Annotated in this window: 21 protein-coding genes; 17 read left to right on the top strand and 4 right to left on the bottom strand. The window is 63.7% G+C overall.

Annotated features, from left to right (window positions below; translation table 11 throughout):
- Nucleotides 1–4 precede the first annotated feature (4 nt).
- Genes QE393_RS12560 through QE393_RS12540 form a run of 5 tightly spaced genes read left to right on the top strand, consistent with a single transcriptional unit; the run spans nucleotide 5 to nucleotide 4,241 of the window.
- Nucleotides 5–793 carry a pyridine nucleotide transhydrogenase gene (locus QE393_RS12560; RefSeq protein ID WP_310043803.1) on the top strand — a complete coding sequence of 263 codons (789 nt, stop codon included), beginning with the start codon at nucleotides 5–7 and terminating at the stop codon, nucleotides 791–793.
- Nucleotides 793–1,626 (top strand): sugar phosphate isomerase/epimerase family protein, encoded by an 834-nt coding sequence (locus QE393_RS12555; protein ID WP_310043802.1) that lies wholly within the window; start codon nucleotides 793–795, stop codon nucleotides 1,624–1,626. The genes QE393_RS12560 and QE393_RS12555 overlap by 1 nt, the downstream gene beginning before the upstream one ends.
- Nucleotides 1,623–1,979 (top strand): SMR family transporter, encoded by a 357-nt coding sequence (locus QE393_RS12550; protein ID WP_027598043.1) that lies wholly within the window; start codon nucleotides 1,623–1,625, stop codon nucleotides 1,977–1,979. The genes QE393_RS12555 and QE393_RS12550 overlap by 4 nt, the downstream gene beginning before the upstream one ends.
- Before the next feature lie 13 nt (nucleotides 1,980–1,992).
- Nucleotides 1,993–2,841, top strand: coding sequence for a glycosyltransferase family 2 protein (locus tag QE393_RS12545; RefSeq protein WP_310043799.1), 849 nt, complete (start codon nucleotides 1,993–1,995; stop codon nucleotides 2,839–2,841).
- Nucleotides 2,842–2,885: 44 nt separating this feature from the next.
- Complete coding sequence (locus QE393_RS12540; RefSeq protein ID WP_133862467.1) at nucleotides 2,886–4,241, top strand: MFS transporter; 1,356 nt, start codon at nucleotides 2,886–2,888, stop codon at nucleotides 4,239–4,241.
- 42 nt (nucleotides 4,242–4,283) lie between these two features.
- Here the strand turns inward: QE393_RS12540 and QE393_RS12535 are convergent, their stop codons facing one another.
- The 4 genes from QE393_RS12535 to flgA form a co-directional block, all read right to left on the bottom strand.
- Entirely contained in the window at nucleotides 4,284–5,018 is a 735-nt protein-coding gene (locus tag QE393_RS12535; protein ID WP_310043797.1) for a flagellar regulator YcgR PilZN domain-containing protein, read from the bottom strand.
- Nucleotides 5,019–5,106: 88 nt separating this feature from the next.
- Nucleotides 5,107–5,574 (bottom strand): flagellar protein FlgN, encoded by a 468-nt coding sequence (locus QE393_RS12530; RefSeq protein ID WP_310043796.1) that lies wholly within the window; start codon nucleotides 5,572–5,574, stop codon nucleotides 5,107–5,109.
- 60 nt (nucleotides 5,575–5,634) lie between these two features.
- Nucleotides 5,635–5,943 carry a flagellar biosynthesis anti-sigma factor FlgM gene (gene flgM, locus QE393_RS12525; protein WP_310043795.1) on the bottom strand — a complete coding sequence of 103 codons (309 nt, stop codon included), beginning with the start codon at nucleotides 5,941–5,943 and terminating at the stop codon, nucleotides 5,635–5,637.
- Nucleotides 5,944–6,102: 159 nt separating this feature from the next.
- Nucleotides 6,103–6,831: a flagellar basal body P-ring formation chaperone FlgA gene (flgA, locus tag QE393_RS12520; RefSeq protein ID WP_405046247.1), complete on the bottom strand. Its 729-nt coding sequence runs from the start codon at nucleotides 6,829–6,831 to the stop codon at nucleotides 6,103–6,105.
- A gap of 98 nt (nucleotides 6,832–6,929) precedes the next feature.
- On the opposite strand from flgA, the gene QE393_RS12515 reads away from it, so the two are divergent.
- The 12 genes from QE393_RS12515 to flgK all read left to right on the top strand — a co-directional run bounded on the left by QE393_RS12515 (nucleotide 6,930) and on the right by flgK (nucleotide 18,767).
- Complete coding sequence (locus tag QE393_RS12515) at nucleotides 6,930–7,862, top strand: chemotaxis protein CheV (protein WP_044340938.1); 933 nt, start codon at nucleotides 6,930–6,932, stop codon at nucleotides 7,860–7,862.
- Nucleotides 7,863–7,904: 42 nt separating this feature from the next.
- Complete coding sequence (gene cheR, locus QE393_RS12510) at nucleotides 7,905–8,732, top strand: protein-glutamate O-methyltransferase CheR (RefSeq protein WP_282284213.1); 828 nt, start codon at nucleotides 7,905–7,907, stop codon at nucleotides 8,730–8,732.
- A gap of 221 nt (nucleotides 8,733–8,953) precedes the next feature.
- Nucleotides 8,954–9,376: a flagellar basal body rod protein FlgB gene (flgB, locus tag QE393_RS12505; RefSeq protein WP_017642008.1), complete on the top strand. Its 423-nt coding sequence runs from the start codon at nucleotides 8,954–8,956 to the stop codon at nucleotides 9,374–9,376.
- A gap of 2 nt (nucleotides 9,377–9,378) precedes the next feature.
- Nucleotides 9,379–9,816: a flagellar basal body rod protein FlgC gene (flgC, locus tag QE393_RS12500; protein WP_310043791.1), complete on the top strand. Its 438-nt coding sequence runs from the start codon at nucleotides 9,379–9,381 to the stop codon at nucleotides 9,814–9,816.
- Between the two features lie 12 nt (nucleotides 9,817–9,828).
- Entirely contained in the window at nucleotides 9,829–10,539 is a 711-nt protein-coding gene (locus QE393_RS12495) for a flagellar hook assembly protein FlgD (RefSeq protein WP_044340937.1), read from the top strand.
- 26 nt (nucleotides 10,540–10,565) lie between these two features.
- Nucleotides 10,566–11,915: a flagellar hook protein FlgE gene (gene flgE, locus QE393_RS12490; RefSeq protein ID WP_187979931.1), complete on the top strand. Its 1,350-nt coding sequence runs from the start codon at nucleotides 10,566–10,568 to the stop codon at nucleotides 11,913–11,915.
- A 169-nt stretch (nucleotides 11,916–12,084) separates the two neighbouring features.
- A complete protein-coding gene (locus QE393_RS12485; RefSeq protein ID WP_133862456.1) occupies nucleotides 12,085–12,828 on the top strand; it encodes a flagellar basal body rod protein FlgF in 744 nt (247 codons plus the stop codon).
- Between the two features lie 46 nt (nucleotides 12,829–12,874).
- Entirely contained in the window at nucleotides 12,875–13,660 is a 786-nt protein-coding gene (gene flgG, locus QE393_RS12480) for a flagellar basal-body rod protein FlgG (protein ID WP_027598031.1), read from the top strand.
- A 21-nt stretch (nucleotides 13,661–13,681) separates the two neighbouring features.
- Nucleotides 13,682–14,377 carry a flagellar basal body L-ring protein FlgH gene (gene flgH, locus QE393_RS12475; RefSeq protein WP_310043790.1) on the top strand — a complete coding sequence of 232 codons (696 nt, stop codon included), beginning with the start codon at nucleotides 13,682–13,684 and terminating at the stop codon, nucleotides 14,375–14,377.
- Nucleotides 14,378–14,388: 11 nt separating this feature from the next.
- Complete coding sequence (locus QE393_RS12470) at nucleotides 14,389–15,489, top strand: flagellar basal body P-ring protein FlgI (protein WP_133862454.1); 1,101 nt, start codon at nucleotides 14,389–14,391, stop codon at nucleotides 15,487–15,489.
- A gap of 12 nt (nucleotides 15,490–15,501) precedes the next feature.
- Nucleotides 15,502–16,719: a flagellar assembly peptidoglycan hydrolase FlgJ gene (flgJ, locus tag QE393_RS12465; RefSeq protein WP_310043788.1), complete on the top strand. Its 1,218-nt coding sequence runs from the start codon at nucleotides 15,502–15,504 to the stop codon at nucleotides 16,717–16,719.
- Between the two features lie 8 nt (nucleotides 16,720–16,727).
- Nucleotides 16,728–18,767 carry a flagellar hook-associated protein FlgK gene (gene flgK / locus QE393_RS12460; protein WP_310043785.1) on the top strand — a complete coding sequence of 680 codons (2,040 nt, stop codon included), beginning with the start codon at nucleotides 16,728–16,730 and terminating at the stop codon, nucleotides 18,765–18,767.
- Nucleotides 18,768–18,775: the final 8 nt, after the last annotated feature.

Here is an 18,775-nt window from a genome sequence, read left to right as displayed (position 1 = left end):
CAACATGAAGACCGACGCATTGATAGGGTACAGCGGCTTCGTGGGGTCGACGCTGCTCAAGCAGAAGGCCTTCGGCGCGCTGTTTCGCTCCACCAATATCGACCAGATCGGCGATCAGCCCTATGGCCAGGTCATCTGCGCCGGAGCTCCCGCGCAGAAATGGATCGCCAATCGCGATCCCGCGGCCGATCGCGAGAAGATCGATGGCCTGATCGGTCATCTGTCGCGGATCCAGTGTGATTCCTTCGTGCTGATCAGCACCGTGGATGTCTTCAAGCAGCCGCTTGGCGTCGATGAGACCACCGCGGTGGACGAAGAGGGACTGCACGCCTACGGCGCCAATCGCTATCGACTGGAGCAGTTCGTCCGTGCGCATTTCGCCAATGCGCTGATCGTCCGCCTGCCGGGCCTGGTCGGGCCCGGGCTGCGCAAGAACGTGATCTACGACCTGCTCAACGACAACAACCTGCACGCGGTGGAAAGTCGCGGCGTCTTCCAGTTCTATCCGATGGTCAATCTCGGCTATGACATCCAGACCGCCCAGGCTGCCGGGCTGGACCTGGTGCACCTGACCGCCGAGCCCATCAGCGTGGCGGACATCGCCAGCCAGGGTTTCGGACGCGATTTCGGCAACACCCTGGAGGGTACGCCGGCGCGCTACGATTTCCGCAGCGTGCATGCCGAGGCCTTCGGCGGGCGGGACGGCTACCAGTACAGCGCGCGCGACACCCTGCTCGCGGTCCGCGCCTACGCCCAGTCGGAACCCCCGGTCATCAAGGCGGAGGGTCAGTGATGCGCATCGCCATCTCCAATATCGCCTGGGATCCGACCGATGACGCCATGGTCGCCGAGATCCTGCAGCAATACCGGGTGGATGCCATCGACATCGCCCCCGGCAAGTATTTCGCCGATCCTAAGACGGCCACCGCCCAGGAAATCCAGGGCGTGCGTCAGCAGTGGCAGGCCCGCGGCATCGAGATCACCGGCATGCAGGCGTTACTGTTCGGCACTACCGGCCTCAATGTCTTCGGCACCGACGACGTGCAGCACGCGCTGCTGGCGCAGCTGGAGGGCGTCTGCCGGGTCGCCGAGGGGCTGGGCGCGACGCGCCTGGTGTTCGGCTCGCCGCGCAATCGCGATCGCTCGGGGCTGAGTGACGACCAGGCCCTGGCGCAGGCACGGGATTTCTTCCGCCGCCTGGGTGATGTGGCCGCGGCGCACCGGGTGCAGATCTGCCTGGAGCCGAATCCGCCACGCTATGGCGCCAACTTCATGATCGACAGCGATTCCACCGCCGCCGTGGTACGGGCCGTGGAGCATCCGGCGATCCTCATGCAACTCGATACCGGCGCCCTGACCATCAACGAGGAGGACGCCGCCCGCGTCCTCGAAGAGCATGCCGAACTGATCGGCCACGTCCATGCCAGCGAACCGGATCTGGTGACCCTGGGGGAGGGTGGTACCAACCACGAGGGCATCGCCTTCGCCCTGACCCGGCGGCTGCCGGAGCAAGTGGTCAGCATCGAGATGCTGCCAGCCAAGCAGGGCTCCAACCTGGCCGCGCTGGAGCGTGGCGTCCAGGTCGCGGTCAAGGCCTATCGCGAACTGCCGGAGGCTGCCGCATGAAGTGGCTGATCCTGATCCTGGGCATCGCCTCCAACGCCTCGGCGAGCGTGCTGGTGAAGCTGGCCATGCTGCCCCCGCGGCGCTTTCCCAGCCTGAGCGATCCCATGGCCGCGCTGGCCAACTGGCCGTTCTGGCTGGGGCTGTTCATGTATGGCCTGGCCTTTCTGCTGTACGCCGCCGCCCTCGCCAAGCTGCCGCTGAACGTGGCGCATCCGGTGCTGACGGCCGGGGCCATCGCCAGCGTCGCCTTGTTGTCGGTGGTGATCTTTCGTGAAGCCTTTCCCTGGACCACGGCGGCAGGCATCGTCCTGATCATCGCCGGCGTCGCCCTCATCACGGCCCGTGTCGGTTGAACCTGGAGGACCTATGACTACTGCAATTCCCGCCACCGAGCGCGCCCTCTGGCAGGTGCCCAGCTATTCGACGACCTTCTGGAACGGTCGCAGCCGTCCGCACTGCGTGGTGATCCCGGTCATCAACGAAGGCGAGCGGATTCTCAACCTCTTGCGGCGCATGGCAGCGGTCAGGATCGCCGACATCGCCGACGTCATCATCGTCGACGGTGGCAGCACCGACGGTTCGCTGGAGCCGCAACGGCTGCAGGAGCTGGGCGTTCGCGGGCTGCTGGTCAAGACCGCGTCGGGCAAGCTCAGCTCCCAGCTGCGCTGCGCCTATGCCTTCGTGCTCGACGAGGGTTACACCGGCATCGTGACCATCGACGGCAACGACAAGGACGACCCGGACGCCATCCCGCGCTTCATCGACGCCATCGAGCAGGGCTACGACTTCGTCCAGGCCTCGCGCTTTCTGGTCGGCGGCGTGGCGGAGAACACCCCCAAGTCCCGCGACTTCGCCATTCGCTTCATCCATGCGCCCATGCTGAGCCTGGCCTCGGGTTTCCACTGGACCGACACCACCCAGGGTTTCCGCGCCTACAGCCGGGCCATGCTGCTGGATCCGCGCGTGGCACCGTTCCGCGACGAGTTCACCACCTACGAGTTGCTGGCCTATCTTTCCTATCGGGTACCGAAATTGGGCTATCGCTGCGTGGAACTCCCCACCGTGCGGCGCTATCCGAAGGGCGAGGTACCCACCAAGATCAGCAGCGTCAGAGGTAATCTGTCGGTGCTGCAGGTACTGATGAAGGCCTGTGCAGGCCAATACAACCCACGCCTGGGCGAGGACGCCCAGCTGGCGGCGCAACGACGAAGCTGATTCCGTCGCGCTTGCCGGGTGTGCAAGAGACGATGGAGTAGGCAATGGTGCGTGTGCTGTCGGCGTTTCGCGGGCTCTATTTCGCGACGCTGTTGATGTTGATCGGGACCGGTCTGCTGAGTACCTATCTCGGTCTGCGACTGGCCGCCGATCAGGTGCAGGGACTCTGGGTCGGCGCCCTGACCGCTGCCTATTACGCGGGACTGGTGATAGGCGGCAAGTTGGGGCATCGACTGATCGCCAAGGTCGGCCATATCCGTGCCTATGTGACCTGCGCCGGCGTGGTCGGCGCAGCGGTGCTGGGGATCGGCCTGCTGCCCTGGCTGCCGATGTGGCTGGCACTCAGGGTGCTGATCGGCATGGGCATGATGTGCCAGTACATGGTGCTGGAGAGCTGGCTCAACGAGCAGGCCGGCCCAGGCGAGCGCGGCAAGGTCTTTTCCGGCTACATGACCGCTTCCTACCTCGGCCTGGCGCTGGGGCAGGTGGTGCTGGTGCTCTCGCCCGATCTCGGCGTCGACAAGCTGATGCTGGTTGCCATCTGCTATGCCCTGTGCCTGGTGCCGGTGGCAGTCACCGGCAAGATCCACCCGGCACCGCTCAAGCCGGCGCCGCTGGAACCCACGTTCTTCATCCAGCGGATTCCGCAGTCGTTGACCACGACCCTGGTCGCCGGACTGGTGATCGGCTCCTTCTATGGCCTGGCGCCCCTCTATGCCAGCGCCCAGGGTCTGCCCACCGAGCGCATCGGCCTGTTCATGGCCTGCTGCATCTTCGCCGGCCTGATCGCCCAGTGGCCCATCGGCTGGCTGTCGGATCGGCATGATCGCAGCTGGCTGATCCGGGTGGTCGCCATCGCCCTGACGCTGGCTGCCCTGCCACTGGCCGTGCTGCCCCATGTGCCGCCGGTGGTGCTGCTGCCGCTCGGCCTCATTGCCAGCCTGCTGCAATTCGTGCTCTATCCCCTGGCGGTGGCGCTGTCCAATGACCATATCGAGGGGGAGCGGCGGGTATCCCTGAGCGCCATGCTGCTGGTGACCTTTGGCATCGGTGCCTGTATCGGTCCGCTGGTGGTGGGTGCGCTGATGAATCTGGTCGGACCCAACATGCTCTATGCCTTTGTCGTGCTCTGCGGTGCCATCCTGATCTGGCGCATCCGCCCGGATGCGGTCACCGGCAAGCACCTGGTCGACGAGGCGCCGCTGAGCCACGTACAGATGCCCGAAGGGTCGACCAGTTCGCCGCTGGCAGCGGCCCTGGATCCACGGGTCGATAGCCAGGTGGTGCATGACCAGATGCACACTGAGCCGGTCGTAGAGGAGGAGCCTGTCGAGGAGGGAGCACCGCTGCAGGAAGAGATCGAGTTCCTGCAGAACCCGCCTGAATCCAAGGCGCCCTGAGCGGTGGAGGAGGGCGTCCAGCAGTCGTGGACGCCCGGTCGATCACTCGAACCGGCGGTTTTCCCGCTGCAACTGGTAGATGAAGCGCTCGATCTGGCGCTGGGCTGCGCCGGTCAGGCTGTTGAAGCAGACGCCGACGTCGCTGTATTCCAAACGCTCCGGGCAGGCCACGTGGCGAATGGTCACCGGGGTGTTGATCGTTCCGATGGGCAACTCCGCGCTGAAGCTCTGTACCTGCTGCCCCGGTTGCAGCAGATGAGTGACGTTGCCAGGGAAGCGCAGCTTGCAGCCCGTGGCCGACAGGTCGATCAACTGGCCTCGCAGCTGGATCGGGCTGTTGCCCTGGCTCAGCTCTGCGGTGGCCGGCTGGGTCAGCAGCAACTTGACCCGATAGGCGTTGCGCCGCTGGTGATAGGAGAGTTCGGCGGGCAGGCCGATCCAGTAGCAGCGATTGCCATCCAGCTCGCTGAACTCGACCGGATGATCGATCTGCCAGCTGACCTTGATGCCTTCGTGGAAGCTGTCCACCCGGAACGGCTGGCCCTGTTCGAGCAGGCGTTCGGCTTCGCGTGGAATGAATTCATCCAGCGCGATCAATCCCTTGGCCTCGTCGATCTCGACGACGAAGCTCTGGAATTGCTGCCCCTGACGATTGAAGGTGATCCGCAGCGGAATATGCTGCTGTTGCGCCGGCCGCAGGCAGGCCAGGATCTCGCCCTTGGAGCGATAGACCTGGGGTGGCTGAGCGGCATGGTCGCTAGCGGAAGAGCCTTGCACCTGGAAACTCCTGTAAACAGCGGTCAGCAAGGATACTGGCTTAACGCCATCTGTACAGTGAAAAACGCTGGCATGAGAATGCCCGTGATCAAGCCGAACTCAGGGGGCGCTGATAGCCGCCACCGGTCTGACTGCCGCGACGGTTGTACAGCGTGGGCGCCGAGGTGCCCTGCAGTACATTGAGCAGTTTGCCGACCACGAAGCGGTTGGCCTGGATGATCTGGCCATTACGGACGTTGTGAGCCTTGCATTGCTCCATGAGCTGCGCGAGCTGACTGGAGCGCGCCAGCAATTCTTCCCCGTCGGGCTGCTGGGCGGCGTAGGCCTGCAAACCCTGCAGATCCGCTCGCAGACCATGGGCCTGGAGCAGCAAGGTGCGCTGCTGGGCGTGCTGGTCGAGCTGCTTGAGCAGGATCTGCTTGGTGCCCAGCAGGGCCTCCAGCCGATCGAGCTGGCGCTCGCTCAGGGCCTGGAACTCCTGCTCGATCAGGGCCAGCAGTTGCTCGCTCAGGTCGATGTCGTGGCGGGTGATCTCGAGCAAGTTGGCATGGGGCATGGCGCGGTTTCCGTTCGAACGTTAGTGGCGATCGTCAGAAAGGCCATGCCGAACCGGGCGTCAGGACTCGAACGCCATCAGCTTGTCGGCCACCTTCTGGCTGTCGACCTTGTAGGAGCCATCGGCGATGGCCTGTTTCAGGCGGCTGACCTTGTCGCTGTCGACCACCGGCAGATCCTTGAGCCCTGCCGTCAGGGAGCTCAGTTGCTTGGCCTCGGCGCTCAAGCTGACCGACTCGCCGGAGGCGGTGCTCTTGGTAGCCTTGACGTCGCTGGCCTGAGCCGTGGACACGTCCTTGGTGGACGCCGCCTTGGTGTTGCCTATGCCCGCAGTAGAGGACGAATTCAGGCGATTGATATCTAGAGCCATGAGTGAAGATCCTCGTGTCGTCTCATTCGCATGTCCGGCTTATCGGCGCGCCATGCCGAAACTTTAGCCGTAGACCTGTGCGCCATGTCACATCCTTCGACAGGATGACGCGCAGAGGTTCAGGATGCAGACGCCAAGGTACTCCTTTTGACTTCTTCGCTAAAGCGCCACCTCCACCTGCCCCTGATCGACGACCCGACCGCGGATCACCCGGTTGGAGCTCAGGTTGCGTACACGAATCTCCTCGTCCTTGGCCCCTGCGCTGAGGGCTTCGCCCTGCATGCGGATACTGAAGGAAGCGCTGCGGGCATTGATCACCACCTGTTCGCCCTTGCGGATGAGTTCGGCCTGCTCGATAAAGGAGGGCGCCAGCACCTGCTCGCTGACCACCTGACGCTTCAGCTGGGTACCTATCACCTGCTCCAGGCTGGTCAGGTAACCCTGGGTCAGGGTGCCGACATCGCGTTCCACCAGGGCCACGTTCTGGTCGTCGAGCACCGCGCCGCGCAACAGCGGCTGCAGGGTGACCACCACCGGGCGATACAGCTTGACCTGGGCGGGCACGAACACCGTCCAGGGACTGCCGCCTTCGCAACGCACCTTGATGTTGATCCGCCCCACCGGCGTCGGGCTGCCCTGTTGCGAGAGCGTCAGGGGTTTGTCGCAGGCGGCAAGGCGCAATCGGGGATCCAGGGAGTTGATCTGGGTTTCATGGCGAGCGTTGGAATTGGTCTCCAGCAAATATTCCTGCACGCGCTCCTCAAGAAAACTTTCGACAGCGCCGATAAGTTCGTCAGATGAGGTGTAGTCGCCTTCTGCATAGGCCTTTCCGCCCAGGCATGTCAGGATCAACAAGAGATTCGCAGCCCAGCGGCAAGAGGTCTTCATAGGTCGGAAACACGTCGCTTCGATCTTCATGAGTCACATCTAAGCAAGCCCTGTGCCGAGTTTTCCAACCGGTCCGTGGCAACGAGAGGAGTCGCCAAATGGCTGGTGTATTGGACGCAGTCAACCAACGTACCCAACTGGTGGGCCAGAACCGTCTGGAACTGCTGCTGTTCCGCCTGGACGGCTCGCAGCTCTACGGCATCAACGTCTTCAAGGTGAAGGAGGTGCTGCAGTGCCCCAAACTCACCGTGATGCCGAAATCCAGTCCGGTGGTACGGGGCGTGGCCAGCATTCGTGGCGGCACCTTTCCCATCATCGACCTGGCCATGGCGACCGGTCGTCGTGGGCTGGAAGACATCAACAACTGCTTCGTGATCATCACCGAGTACAACACCAAGGTGCAGGGCTTCCTGGTGCGCTCGGTGGAGCGAATCGTCAACATGAACTGGGAGGGCATCAACCCGCCGCCCAAGGGCACCGGTCGTGATCACTACCTGACCGCCGTCACCCGGGTCGATAACCAGCTCGTCGAGATCATCGACGTGGAAAAGATCCTCTCCGAAGTCGCACCGTCGGTCGAAACCGTGTCGGCCGGCGTCATCAGCGAAGTGGTACAGGCCAAGGCCGTCACCAAGCGCGTCCTGATCGTCGACGACTCCTCGGTGGCCCGCAAGCAGGTGAGCCGCTGCCTGGAAACCGTCGGGGTAGAGGTCATCTCCCTCAACGACGGTCGCCAGGCCTTGAATTTCCTCCAGGCGATGGTGGCTGAAGGCAAGCGTCCGGAAGAGGAATTGCTGATGATCATTTCCGACATCGAGATGCCGGAAATGGATGGCTACACCCTGACGGCGGAAATCCGTCATGATTCGCGGATGCAGAAAGTGCATATACTGCTGCATACCTCCTTGTCCGGCGTCTTCAACCAGGCGATGGTCAAGAAGGTCGGTGCGGACGACTTCCTGGCCAAGTTCCGTCCCGATGATCTTGCCTCCCGGGTAGCCGAGCGCATCAATGCGGTCGACAGTCACTAGGTGAAGGCGTCTCTATCCCGGTATCCAGAAGGCGGAGCGGCAGTGTCAGCAGTCAACGCGGATTTTGTGCTTTTTCGTGATTTCCTCGAGAAATCCAGCGGGATCCTGCTCGGTGACAACAAGCAGTACCTGGTCTCCAGTCGGCTCAACAAGCTGATGGAGACCGAGGGGATCAAGACGTTGTCGGAGTTGGTGCAGCGCATCCAGATGCAGCCCCGTAGCGGTCTGCGGGAAAAGGTCATCGATGCGATGACGACCAATGAAACCCTCTGGTTTCGCGACACCTATCCCTTCGAGGTGCTGAAGAACCGCCTCTTGCCGGAGTTGACCAAGAACACCTTTGGCCAGCGCCTGCGGGTCTGGTCGGCGGCCTGCTCCTCGGGTCAGGAACCCTATTCGCTGTCCATGACCATGGACGAATTCGAGCGGAGCGCGGCAGGGCAAGGGCGAGGCGGCATGCAGATCGTGGCGACCGACCTGTCCGGCGCCATTCTCACCGCGGCCAAGTCCGGCGAGTACGATTCGCTGGCGATCGGCCGGGGGCTGTCCCCGGAGCGCCTGCAGCGCTACTTCGACGTGCAGCAGCCGGGTCGCTGGGCGGTCAAGCCGGCGATTCGCAGCCGTATCGAATTCCGCGCGCTGAATCTGCTGGACAGCTACGCCAGTCTGGGCAAGTTCGACATGGTGTTCTGCCGCAATGTGCTGATCTACTTCTCCGCCGAGGTGAAGAAGGACATCCTCACGCGCATCCACGGCACCCTCAAGCCGGGCGGCTATCTGTTCCTGGGCGCCTCCGAGGCCCTCAATGGCCTGCCGGATCTCTACCAGATGGTGCAGTGCAATCCGGGCATCATCTACAAGGCCAAGTAGGCCGGTCGATTGACACCCAAGGGCAGACCCAGGTCTGCCCTTTCTTTTGCGCCAAAGTTTTGCCGCAGCCGATCCCGGAGCCGGCAAAGCCGGCGGAAAAACCTTGCCGCTTGCCGTCGTTCTGACTGCCGCGTTGCGCTAAGCCCTTGATTTAGATGGATGCTGGAGGCTGGCACGGGCCTTGCTAAATCGCTTGCAAGCCACGTCAAAGGTCTCTCGACATGAGCATCAGTTTCGACAAAGCACTCGGGTTGCACGAACAGGCGCTGAACTTCCGTTCGCAACGCGCCGAGGTACTGGGCAACAACATCGCCAATGCCGACACCCCGGGCTACAAGGCGCGGGATCTGGATTTCAGCGCCGTGATGGCTGAGCAGGCGGCCAAGAGCGCTCCGGGGGCATCCGGCCACTATCAGCTGGAAACCACCAACAGCCGCCATATCGCCGCTGAAGGCTTCGACATGGGCATGGGCGACTCGGCCTTGAAGTATCGCATCCCCACTCAGCCCTCGGTGGACCAGAACACCGTGGATGCGCAGGTCGAGCAGGCCAACTACGCCGAAAACGCGATGAATTTCCAGGCCAGCTTCACCCTGCTCAATAGCAAGTTCAAGGGGCTGATGTCGGCCCTGCGCGGAGAATAGCCATGTCCCTGAGTTCGCTGTTCAACATCGCCGGTAGCGGGATGAGCGCCCAGAACGTTCGCCTCAACACCGTGGCCAGCAACATGGCCAACGCCGATTCCGTGTCCTCCAGCGTCGACCAGACCTACAAGGCGCGGCATCCGGTATTCGCCGCCCAGCTCAATGACGCCCAGGGCGGCGCCTCGCTGTTCGACGACCGGGGCCAGGCCGGCGTTGGGGTAGAGGTGAAGGGCATCGTCGAGGATCAGAGCGAGGTGCAGAAGCGCTATGAGCCCAACCACCCCATGGCGGACAAGGAAGGCTACGTCTACTACCCCAACGTGAACGTGGTGGAGGAGATGGCCGACATGATTTCGGCCAGTCGCGCCTTCCAGACCAATGCGGAAATGATGAATACCGCCAAACAGATGATGCAGAAGGTACTGACCCTCGGTCAGTAAGGAACCGGCGCCATGTCCATAAGCACGACCAATTCAACCGCTCAGTCGGTGCTCGACAAGTACTCCGTCAACAAGACAGACGCTACCTCCGAGACCGCCAGCAGCGATGGCAAGAAAGGCGGCAAGCTCGGCAAGGACGAGTTCCTCAAGCTGATGGTCGCCCAGATGAACAACCAGAATCCGCTGGAGCCCCAGGGCAACGGCGAATTCATCGCGCAGCTGGCGCAGTTCAGTACCGTCGAGGGCATCACCAACCTCAACACCAGCGTCAGCTCGATCCTCTCCGGCAGTCAGTCCTCCCAGGCGCTGCAGGCGTCCACCCTGGTGGGCCGCAAGGTGATCGTCGATACCGACAAGGTCAAGGTGGATACCAGCGCGGACTTCAAGGGTGCGCTCAACCTGACCGCGTCCAGTCCGAACGTCTGGGTCAACGTCTACAACGACGCGGGCAGTCAGGTGAATCGTCTGAACCTGGGGCAGCAATCCAGTGGCCTGGTGAATTTTACCTGGGATGGCACCGACGCCAGCGGCAAGAAGCTGGATGCCGGCACCTACCGCTTCGAGGCCCAGGCGAACGTGAACGACACCACCACGGCCATGAAGACCAGCCTGCCAGCCAACGTCGACAGTGTGACGCTCGGGCAGAACGGCGGCGAAATGACACTCAACCTTGCCGGCGTCGGCAGCATCGGCATCTCCAAAGTCCAGGCGGTCGGCCAGTAAGGCGCGGCACACGAGAGGAATCCAGCATGTCTTTCAATATCGGTTTGAGCGGCATCAAGGCCGCGTCCAGTGACCTCAACATCACCGGCAACAACATCGCCAACGCCAGCACCGTCGGCTTCAAGCAGTCACGGGCGGAGTTCCAGGACCTCTATGCCGCCTCGGTACTGGGCACCGGCAAGAATGCCCAGGGCAGCGGCGTGCTGCTCGGCAACGTCGGCCAGCTGTTCAACCAGGGCACCATCGATTCCACGCAGAACGCGCTGGACATGGGCATCAACGGCAATGGTTTCTTCGTCACCAGCAACAATGGCGCTATCCAGTACACCCGTGCCGGTTACTTTGGCACCGACAAGGAAGGCTTCATCGTCGACAACAACGGCTACAAGCTGCAGGGCTACACCACCAACGACCAGGGTCTGCTGCAGCCGGGCGTGCGCAGCGACCTGCGTATCGAGACCGCCAGCCAGGCGCCCAAGGCGTCCAGCTCGATCAAGCAGACGGTCAACCTGAACTCGACCCAGACGACGCCGACCACGACGCCGTTCAACCCGTCCGATCCGACCAGCTACAACTCCTCGACCTCGGTGAACATCTATGACAGCCAGGGCAACGCCCACGTCCTGTCGCAGTATTTCGTCAAGGGCGCGAACAACTCCTGGACCATGAACGTGCTGATCGACGGCCGCAATCCGGGCGACCCCACCAAGGAAGATGCGACCACCAAGGTCGCCACGCCCTACAGCGTGACCCTGCCGTTCACCAGCAGTGGTGCGCTCGACGGTGCCAATGTGGCCTCGACCGATCTCAAGCAGGTCAACAACGCCAGCACCAATGCCTTCGAGGGCGTGCTCAAGCTGGACAACTGGGTCCCGGCCATTTCCAATGGCGGTACCCCGGCGACCTGGGCCTCCAACGGCGCCGTGGCCAACCCGGCCGGCATTACCCTGGACATGCGTGGCTCGACCCAGTACAGCAGTGCCTTTGCCGTGACCAGCGTCAACCAGGACGGCTACACCACCGGCCAGCTGTCCGGCCTGGAGATCGATGATACCGGCCAGATCTTCGCGCGCTACACCAACGGTCAGTCCAAGGTCCAGGGCCAGGTCGTGCTGGCGAATTTCGCCAACGTCCAGGGCCTGACCCCCATGGGCAAGACCTCCTGGACCGAGTCTTCGGAATCGGGTCAGCCGGTGGTCGGCACGCCGCGCTCCGGTACCCTGGGTGCCCTGCAGTCCGGTGCGCTGGAGGCGTCCAACGTGGACATCTCCACCGAGCTGGTCGACATGATCGTGGCGCAGCGCAACTACCAGGCGAACGCCAAGACCATCGAGACCGAGAACGCCATCACCCAGACCATCATCAACCTGCGTTGATGTCGTTTCTCTGACGGCTTGCCGCTCAGACGTCAGGAAAAGCCTCCCTCGGGAGGCTTTTCTATTCTCAAGTCCTTGATTCAGCAGGCTTTCCGTTTTCTGGAACGGGCCTTGCTATAGAACCTCCGAACGCAAGCTTGGCGGCAATCTGCCGCCGTCGGAGGATCAGATGGACAAGCTGCTGTACGTCGCCATGACCGGCGCCAGCCAGAACGAAATGGCCCAGCGCGCCCATGCCAACAACCTAGCCAACGTCTCGACCTCGGGATTCCGCAAGGATCTCGAACAGGCGCGCTCGATGCAGGTGTTCGGCGAGACCATGCCGTCGCGCGTCTATTCCATGAGCGAGCGGCCGGCGACCGACTTCACCCCCGGCGCACTGCAGGAAACCGGGCGTGACCTGGACGTGGCCGTCCAGGGGCCGGGCTTCGTCGCGGTCCAGGATCCCTCCGGCAAGGAGGCCTATGTCCGCACCTCCAGCCTGCAGATCGATCCCCTCGGCATGCTGCGGACCGGCAGCGGCTTGCCGGTGCTCGGCAATGGCGGACCCATCGCCGTGCCGCCCGCTTCCAAGGTGGAAATCGGCCAGGACGGCAGCATCACCGTGCGCGGCTCCGGTCAGGCGGCCAACGCCCTGGCCCAGGTCGATCGCATCAAGCTGGTCAATCCCGACACCAAGCAGATGGAAAAGGGGCTCGACGGCCTGCTGCACATGAAGCAGGGCCAGGCAGCGCCGCCCATGGACGCCAACGTGTCCCTGGTGTCCGGCTTCGTCGAGTCGAGCAACGTCAATGCGGCGGAGGAGATGACCTCCATCCTGTCGCTGTCCCGCCAGTTCGAACTGCAGGTGAAGATGATGCGCAGCGCCGAAGACAACGACGCGGCGCTGGCAAAGGTTTTGCAATTCTCCTGATCAAGGCTAGCGCCGACGTAAAACCGGCACTTCGAGGAATACCATCATGATGTCGTCACTGTGGGTCGCCAAGACCGGTCTGTCCGCCCAGGACATGAACCTCACCACCATTTCCAACAACCTGGCCAACGTGTCCACCACGGGCTTCAAGCGCGATCGCGCCGAATTCCAGGACCTGCTGTACCAGATCCGTCGCCAGCCGGGTGCCCAGTCCACACAGGACAACCAGCTGCCCTCCGGCCTGCAGCTGGGTACCGGTGTGCGCATCGTCGGCACCCAGAAGAACTTCACCGAGGGCTCGCTGCAGACCACCGACCAGCCGCTGGACATGGCCATCAACGGCGACGGCTTCTTCCAGGTGACCATGCCCGACGGGACCATCAACTACACCCGTGACGGTACCTTCCACCTGAATGCCGATGGCCAGCTGGTCACCGCCAATGGCTTCGCCCTGCAGCCCGCCATCGTGCTGCCGGCCGATACCAAGACCTTCACCGTCGGCGAAGACGGCACCGTGTCGGTCACCACCGCCGGCCAGGCCGCGCCCCAGGTGATCGGCAATCTGCAGATCGCCCAGTTCGTCAACCCGGGCGGTCTCCAGGCCGTGGGCCAGAACCTGTTCAGCGAGACCGCGTCCAGCGGTGCGCCCCAGGTTGGCACCCCTGGCCTCAACGGTCTTGGCACCGTCCTGCAGAGCACCCTGGAAAACTCCAACGTGAGCACCGTCGAGGAGCTGGTGAACATGATCACCACCCAACGCGCCTACGAGATGAATTCCAAGGTCATCAAAGCGGCCGACGACATGCTCGGCTTCGTCAGTCAACAGCTCTAATCCCCTGTGAGGAAGCGCTCCATGAAACCTCTGTTCGCCGTCGTCCCGCTCCTGGGAGCGCTCGTACTCGCAGGATGCGTAGCCCCGGCCGCCAAGCCGGACGATCCCTACTACGCCCCGGTGCTGCCGCGCACGCCGGTGCCGGCGGCGCAGAACAACGGCGCCATCTTCCAGTCGGGGTTCGAGCAGAATCTCTATACCGACCGCAAGGCCTTCCGCATCGGCGACATCATCACCGTCACCCTGCAGGAGAAGACCCAGGCCAGCAAGAACGCCAGTTCCGACGTCGCCAAGAACAGCAAGGCGACCCTCGGGCTGACCTCGCTGTTCGGCGCCAAGCCGAAGATCCCCAATCCCCTGTCCGATGGTGACCTGAGCCTGGACGCCGGCTTCTCCGGCAACCGTTCCAACACCGGCAAGTCCACGGCGGCCCAGGGCAACAGCCTGTCCGGCTCGCTGACCGTGACCATCGCCGAGGTGCTGCCGAACGGCATCCTGGTGGTCCGCGGCGAGAAGTGGCTGACGCTCAACACCGGCAACGAACTCATGCGCATCCAGGGCATGGTCCGCGCCGACGACATCGCCACCGACAACACCGTGTCGTCCACCCGCGTGGCCGATGCGCGGATCACCTATTCGGGCACCGGCGCCTTCGCCGATGCCAGTCAGCCGGGCTGGCTGAGCCAGTTCTTCGGCAGCCCGCTGATGCCCTTCTGAGGATGAGCGCCATGTTCAAGACCCTCATCGCCGCTGCCGCCCTGGCCCTGGTCATGCCCCTGGCCCAGGCGGATCGGCTCAAGGACATCGCCAGCATCCAGGGCGTGCGGACCAACCAGCTGATCGGCTACGGCCTGGTGGTGGGGCTGCCCGGTACCGGCGACCAGACCACCCAGACGCCCTTCACCGTGCAGACCTTCAACAACATGCTGGCCCAGTTCGGCATCAAGGTACCGCCGGGTACCACGGCGCAGCTGAAGAACGTCGCGGCGGTATCGATCCATGCCGATCTGCCGGCCTTTTCCAAGCCCGGCCAGACCATCGACATCACGGTGTCCTCCATCGGCAACTCCAAGAGCCTGAGAGGCGGCAGTCTGCTGCTCTCGCCGCTGAAGGGTATCGATGGCCAGATCTACGCCATCGCCCAGGGCAACCTGGTGGTCGGGGGTTTTGACGCCGAAGGCCGTGACGGCTCGAAGATTACCGTCAACGTTCCGTCGTCCGGCCGCATTCCCAATGGCGCCACCGTCGAGCGACCGGTGCCGAGCGGCTTCGACCAGGGCAACAGCATCACGCTGGACCTCAATCGCAGCGACTTCACCACCGCCAAGCGCATCGTCGACAAGATCAACGAGACACTTGGCGCGGGTGTTGCATCAGCTGTCGATGCCGGATCGATTCGTGTCACGGCGCCGGTGGATCCTGGCCAGCGCGTCGACTACATCTCGATCCTGGAGAACATGGAAGTGGATCCGGGGCAGGCGGTGGCCAAGGTCATCGTCAACTCCCGCACCGGGACCATCGTCATCGGCCAGAACGTCAAGGTCTCGCCGGCGGCGGTGACCCAGGGCAGCCTGACCGTGACCATCAGTGAGGACCCCCAGGTGAGCCAGCCCAATCCCTTGTCGGGTGGGCAGACGGTGGTGACTCCCCAGTCGACCGTCAAGGCCAAGCAGGAGGCCAAGCCGATGTTCAAGTTCGGTCCGGGTACCACGTTGGACGAGATCGTGAGAGCGGTGAATCAGGTGGGCGCGGCGCCCAGCGATCTGGTCGCCATTCTCGAAGCGTTGAAACAGGCCGGCGCCTTGCAGGCCGATCTGATCGTTATCTAAGGAGAACGGGCGATGGAATCTCGTCTGGGTGGCAACTACGGCAACGTCAAGGATTCGGGGGCCTTCACCGACCTGAATCGGTTGGCCCAGATGAAGGGTAAGGATCGCGACAGCTCGGAAAACGTCAAGAAGGTCGCCGGCGAATTCGAGTCGCTGTTCCTGAGCCAGATGCTCAAGTCCATGCGCAGCGCCAACCAGGCGCTGGCGGACAAGGACAGCCCCTTTTCCAGCGAGACCACCAAGCAGTACCAGGACATGTACGACCAGCAGCTGGCCGTGTCCCTGTCCCGGGACGGCGGCGGTATCGGCCTTGCCAACGTGCTCGAGCGTCAGCTGAGCAAGACCGCCCAGCCGTCGGCGCGCCCCAATCCCTTCGCCCAGGTCGGCCAGGCTGCGCCCACCGAAGGCCAGCTGGCCGCTGGCCGTAACGCCAAGCTCAACGACGTGGCGAGCCACGGCCTCAAGCCGACCAATGCGGTAGCGTCCGGGCGTGACGATTCCAGCGCGCTGAATTCGCGTCGGCTGGCGCTGCCCGGGCGACTGGCCGAGCGTACCGCCGCCAATATTTCCGGCGCGGCCGAGCAGGGCGCCACCCTCAAGCAGAGCTTCCAGGACGTCGCGGCCGTCCAGAGCGCCTGGCGTCAGCAGGCCACGCAACCCGGCAGCAGGCCGGCCGCCTCGACCGAGGCCGTCGCCAGCGTGGACGGCGCCGCCGCCACCGGCAAGACCCGTTTCCGTACCCGTCAGGAATTCGTCGACACCATGATGCCGATGGCCGAAGCCGCGGCGAAGCGCCTGGGCGTGGACCCCAAGTTCCTGGTCGCCCAGGCGGCGCTGGAAACCGGCTGGGGCAAGCACATGGTCAAGCAGGCCGACGGCAGCAACAGCAACAACCTGTTCGGCATCAAGTCCCACGGCTGGGACGGCGGCAGCGCCCCGGCGGTGACCCAGGAGTTCGTCAACGGCAAGGCGGTGACCGAGACCGCCAAGTTCCGCACCTACGACTCCTTCGCCGACAGCTTCCACGACTACGTGAACTTCCTGCAGAGCAACGACCGCTACGACAAGGCGCTGTCCACCAATGGCAACTCCGAGCGCTTCATGCAGGGCCTGCAACAGGCCGGCTACGCCACCGATCCGCAATACGCACGCAAGGTGATCCAGATCGCCCGCAACATGAACACCTATCAGACGGTCGCCTCCCTGGGCACCAGTCCGTCCCGCGGTTGAGGTGAGCCATGGCTGATCTACTTTCCATTGGTCTGTCGGGCCTGCGCACCACGCAGAACGCCCTGACCACCACCGGCCACAATATCGCCAACGTCAACACGCCCGGCTATTCGCGGCAGGAGACCATCCAGCAGACCAACATCGCCCAGTTCAACGGCTCGGGTTATGTCGGTTCCGGCTCCCAGACGGTGGATGTCCGCCGTCTCGCCAGCGATTTCCTCACCAACCAGGTGCGCTCGGCCAACAGCCAGAACAGCGAGTTGCAGACCTTCAAGAGCCAGATCTCCCAGCTCGACGGCCTGCTGTCCGACAGCACCACCGGTATCACCCCGGCGATGCAGAAGTTCTTCGCCACCCTGCAGACCGCTGCCCAGGATCCCTCGTCGATCCCGGCGCGGGAGGCCGTGCTCGCCCAGGCCCAGGGCATGGCCAAGTCGTTCAACACCCTGTACGACCAGGTCGACAAGCAGAACGGCCAGATCAACGATCAGCTGTCGGCGCTGACCAATCAGGTCAATGCCCTGGCCAAGAGCGTCGGCAGTCTCAACGACGCCATCGCCCGCTCCAAGGCCGCCGGCGGTTCGCCCAACGATCTCATCGATTCCCGTGAACAGGCGATCAAGCAGCTGTCCGGCATGGTCGGGCTGCAGGTGGTGGAGCAGGACGACGGCGCGCTGAACCTGTTCGTCGGCACCGGCCAGCCGCTGGTGGTGGGCAATACCGTGTCCAGCATGACGGCCAAGCCCGGTACCGACGATCCCTCGCGCTTCCAGATCGTCCTGACCTCCGGCTCGACCGAGCAGAATGTCACCAGCCAGCTGAGCGGCGGCGAGATGGGCGGCCTGCTGTCCTATCGCGACACGGCGCTGGACCACGCCTACAACAGCCTGGGGCAGTTGTCGCTGACCCTGGCGGATACCATCAACAAGCAGTTGGGACAGGGCCTGGATCTGTCCGGCAATGCCGGCTCGGCGCTGTTCGGCGACATCAACGATACCCAGAGCATCGGCTTGCGGGTGATGGGGCGGGCCACCAACACCGGCTCGGCCAGCGCCACCCTGAGCATCACCGATACCAGCAAGCTCTCGCCCAGCGACTACCGCCTCGATTACAACGGCACCGGCTTCACCGCGCGTCGCGCGAGCGACAACGCGGCGCTCACGGTCAACCAGAGCGGTACCGATCCGGTCACCCTGACCCTGACGGATTCCAATGGCAACGATCAGGGCTTCAAGGTGCAGTTCAGTGCTGCCGAACTCGCCAAGGCCCAGGCCGGCGACGTCTTCAGCCTGCAGCCGACGCGTCGCGGCGCCTCCCAGCTCAAGGTGGACCTGGCGCAAGCCGATCAGCTGGGCTTCGCCGGTACCGCCAAGGCCGCGGCCACGACCAACAACCGCGGTACGGGGGCCATCACCCAGCCGGCGCTGACCAGCATTGTTTCGCCGGTCAACACGGCGGATCTGACCCGCCTCTTCGGGACCGATGGCCTGAAGTTGAGCTTCAATAGCACCACCAACCAGTTGGCGGGCACCCTGCCGACCGGGGCGACGCTCAGCTACGTGTCGCCCACGACGACCGGTCTCACCAGCGGCCAGACCAACGCCGTTCGCCTCACGTACGCCGACCCGACCACCAACAACAGCTACACCTACGATTTCAATATCAGCGGCGTTCCCCAGTCTGGTGACAGCTTCACCCTGGGCGCCAACAAGGGCGCGGTTTCGGACAACCGTAACGCGCTGAACCTGGTGGCCTTGCAGACCAAACCCACCATGGGCGGCTATGGCAATACCGGCACCACCTACAACAACGCCTACGGCGGCCTGGTGGAGCGGGTCGGTACCCTGACCGCCCAGGTGCGGGTGGATTCCGCCGCCAGCGAAACGGTGCTCAAGCAGTCCCAGGACAACCGTGACTCCCTGTCGGCCGTCAACCTCGACGAGGAAGCCGCCAAACTCGTCCAGTTCCAGCAGTACTACGGTGCCTCGGCGCAGGTCATCAAGATCGCCCAGTCGCTGTTCGATACCCTGCTCGGCGCCTTCAGATAAGGAAACCG

The organism is Pseudomonas sp. SORGH_AS_0211 (assembly GCF_031453455.1).
Lineage (GTDB): Bacteria > Pseudomonadota > Gammaproteobacteria > Pseudomonadales > Pseudomonadaceae > Chryseomonas > Chryseomonas aestiva.
The sequence above is the reverse complement of the archived record's forward strand: the minus strand, read 5'-3'. Positions and strand labels throughout refer to the sequence as shown.

What these genes read in the sequence shown, in the direction of transcription:
- QE393_RS12560 (WP_310043803.1), top strand. Translation starts at nt 5, where the DNA reads ATGAAGACCGACGCATTGATAGGGTACAGCGGCTTCGTGGGGTCGACG.
- QE393_RS12555 (WP_310043802.1), top strand. Translation starts at nt 793, where the DNA reads ATGCGCATCGCCATCTCCAATATCGCCTGGGATCCGACCGATGACGCC.
- QE393_RS12550 (WP_027598043.1), top strand. Translation starts at nt 1,623, where the DNA reads ATGAAGTGGCTGATCCTGATCCTGGGCATCGCCTCCAACGCCTCGGCG.
- QE393_RS12545 (WP_310043799.1), top strand. Translation starts at nt 1,993, where the DNA reads ATGACTACTGCAATTCCCGCCACCGAGCGCGCCCTCTGGCAGGTGCCC.
- QE393_RS12540 (WP_133862467.1), top strand. Translation starts at nt 2,886, where the DNA reads ATGGTGCGTGTGCTGTCGGCGTTTCGCGGGCTCTATTTCGCGACGCTG.
- QE393_RS12530 (WP_310043796.1), bottom strand. Translation starts at nt 5,574, where the DNA reads ATGCCCCATGCCAACTTGCTCGAGATCACCCGCCACGACATCGACCTG.
- flgM (WP_310043795.1), bottom strand. Translation starts at nt 5,943, where the DNA reads ATGGCTCTAGATATCAATCGCCTGAATTCGTCCTCTACTGCGGGCATA.
- flgA (WP_405046247.1), bottom strand. Translation starts at nt 6,831, where the DNA reads ATGAAGACCTCTTGCCGCTGGGCTGCGAATCTCTTGTTGATCCTGACA.
- QE393_RS12515 (WP_044340938.1), top strand. Translation starts at nt 6,930, where the DNA reads ATGGCTGGTGTATTGGACGCAGTCAACCAACGTACCCAACTGGTGGGC.
- flgB (WP_017642008.1), top strand. Translation starts at nt 8,954, where the DNA reads ATGAGCATCAGTTTCGACAAAGCACTCGGGTTGCACGAACAGGCGCTG.
- flgC (WP_310043791.1), top strand. Translation starts at nt 9,379, where the DNA reads ATGTCCCTGAGTTCGCTGTTCAACATCGCCGGTAGCGGGATGAGCGCC.
- QE393_RS12495 (WP_044340937.1), top strand. Translation starts at nt 9,829, where the DNA reads ATGTCCATAAGCACGACCAATTCAACCGCTCAGTCGGTGCTCGACAAG.
- flgE (WP_187979931.1), top strand. Translation starts at nt 10,566, where the DNA reads ATGTCTTTCAATATCGGTTTGAGCGGCATCAAGGCCGCGTCCAGTGAC.
- QE393_RS12485 (WP_133862456.1), top strand. Translation starts at nt 12,085, where the DNA reads ATGGACAAGCTGCTGTACGTCGCCATGACCGGCGCCAGCCAGAACGAA.
- flgG (WP_027598031.1), top strand. Translation starts at nt 12,875, where the DNA reads ATGATGTCGTCACTGTGGGTCGCCAAGACCGGTCTGTCCGCCCAGGAC.
- flgH (WP_310043790.1), top strand. Translation starts at nt 13,682, where the DNA reads ATGAAACCTCTGTTCGCCGTCGTCCCGCTCCTGGGAGCGCTCGTACTC.
- QE393_RS12470 (WP_133862454.1), top strand. Translation starts at nt 14,389, where the DNA reads ATGTTCAAGACCCTCATCGCCGCTGCCGCCCTGGCCCTGGTCATGCCC.
- flgJ (WP_310043788.1), top strand. Translation starts at nt 15,502, where the DNA reads ATGGAATCTCGTCTGGGTGGCAACTACGGCAACGTCAAGGATTCGGGG.
- flgK (WP_310043785.1), top strand. Translation starts at nt 16,728, where the DNA reads ATGGCTGATCTACTTTCCATTGGTCTGTCGGGCCTGCGCACCACGCAG.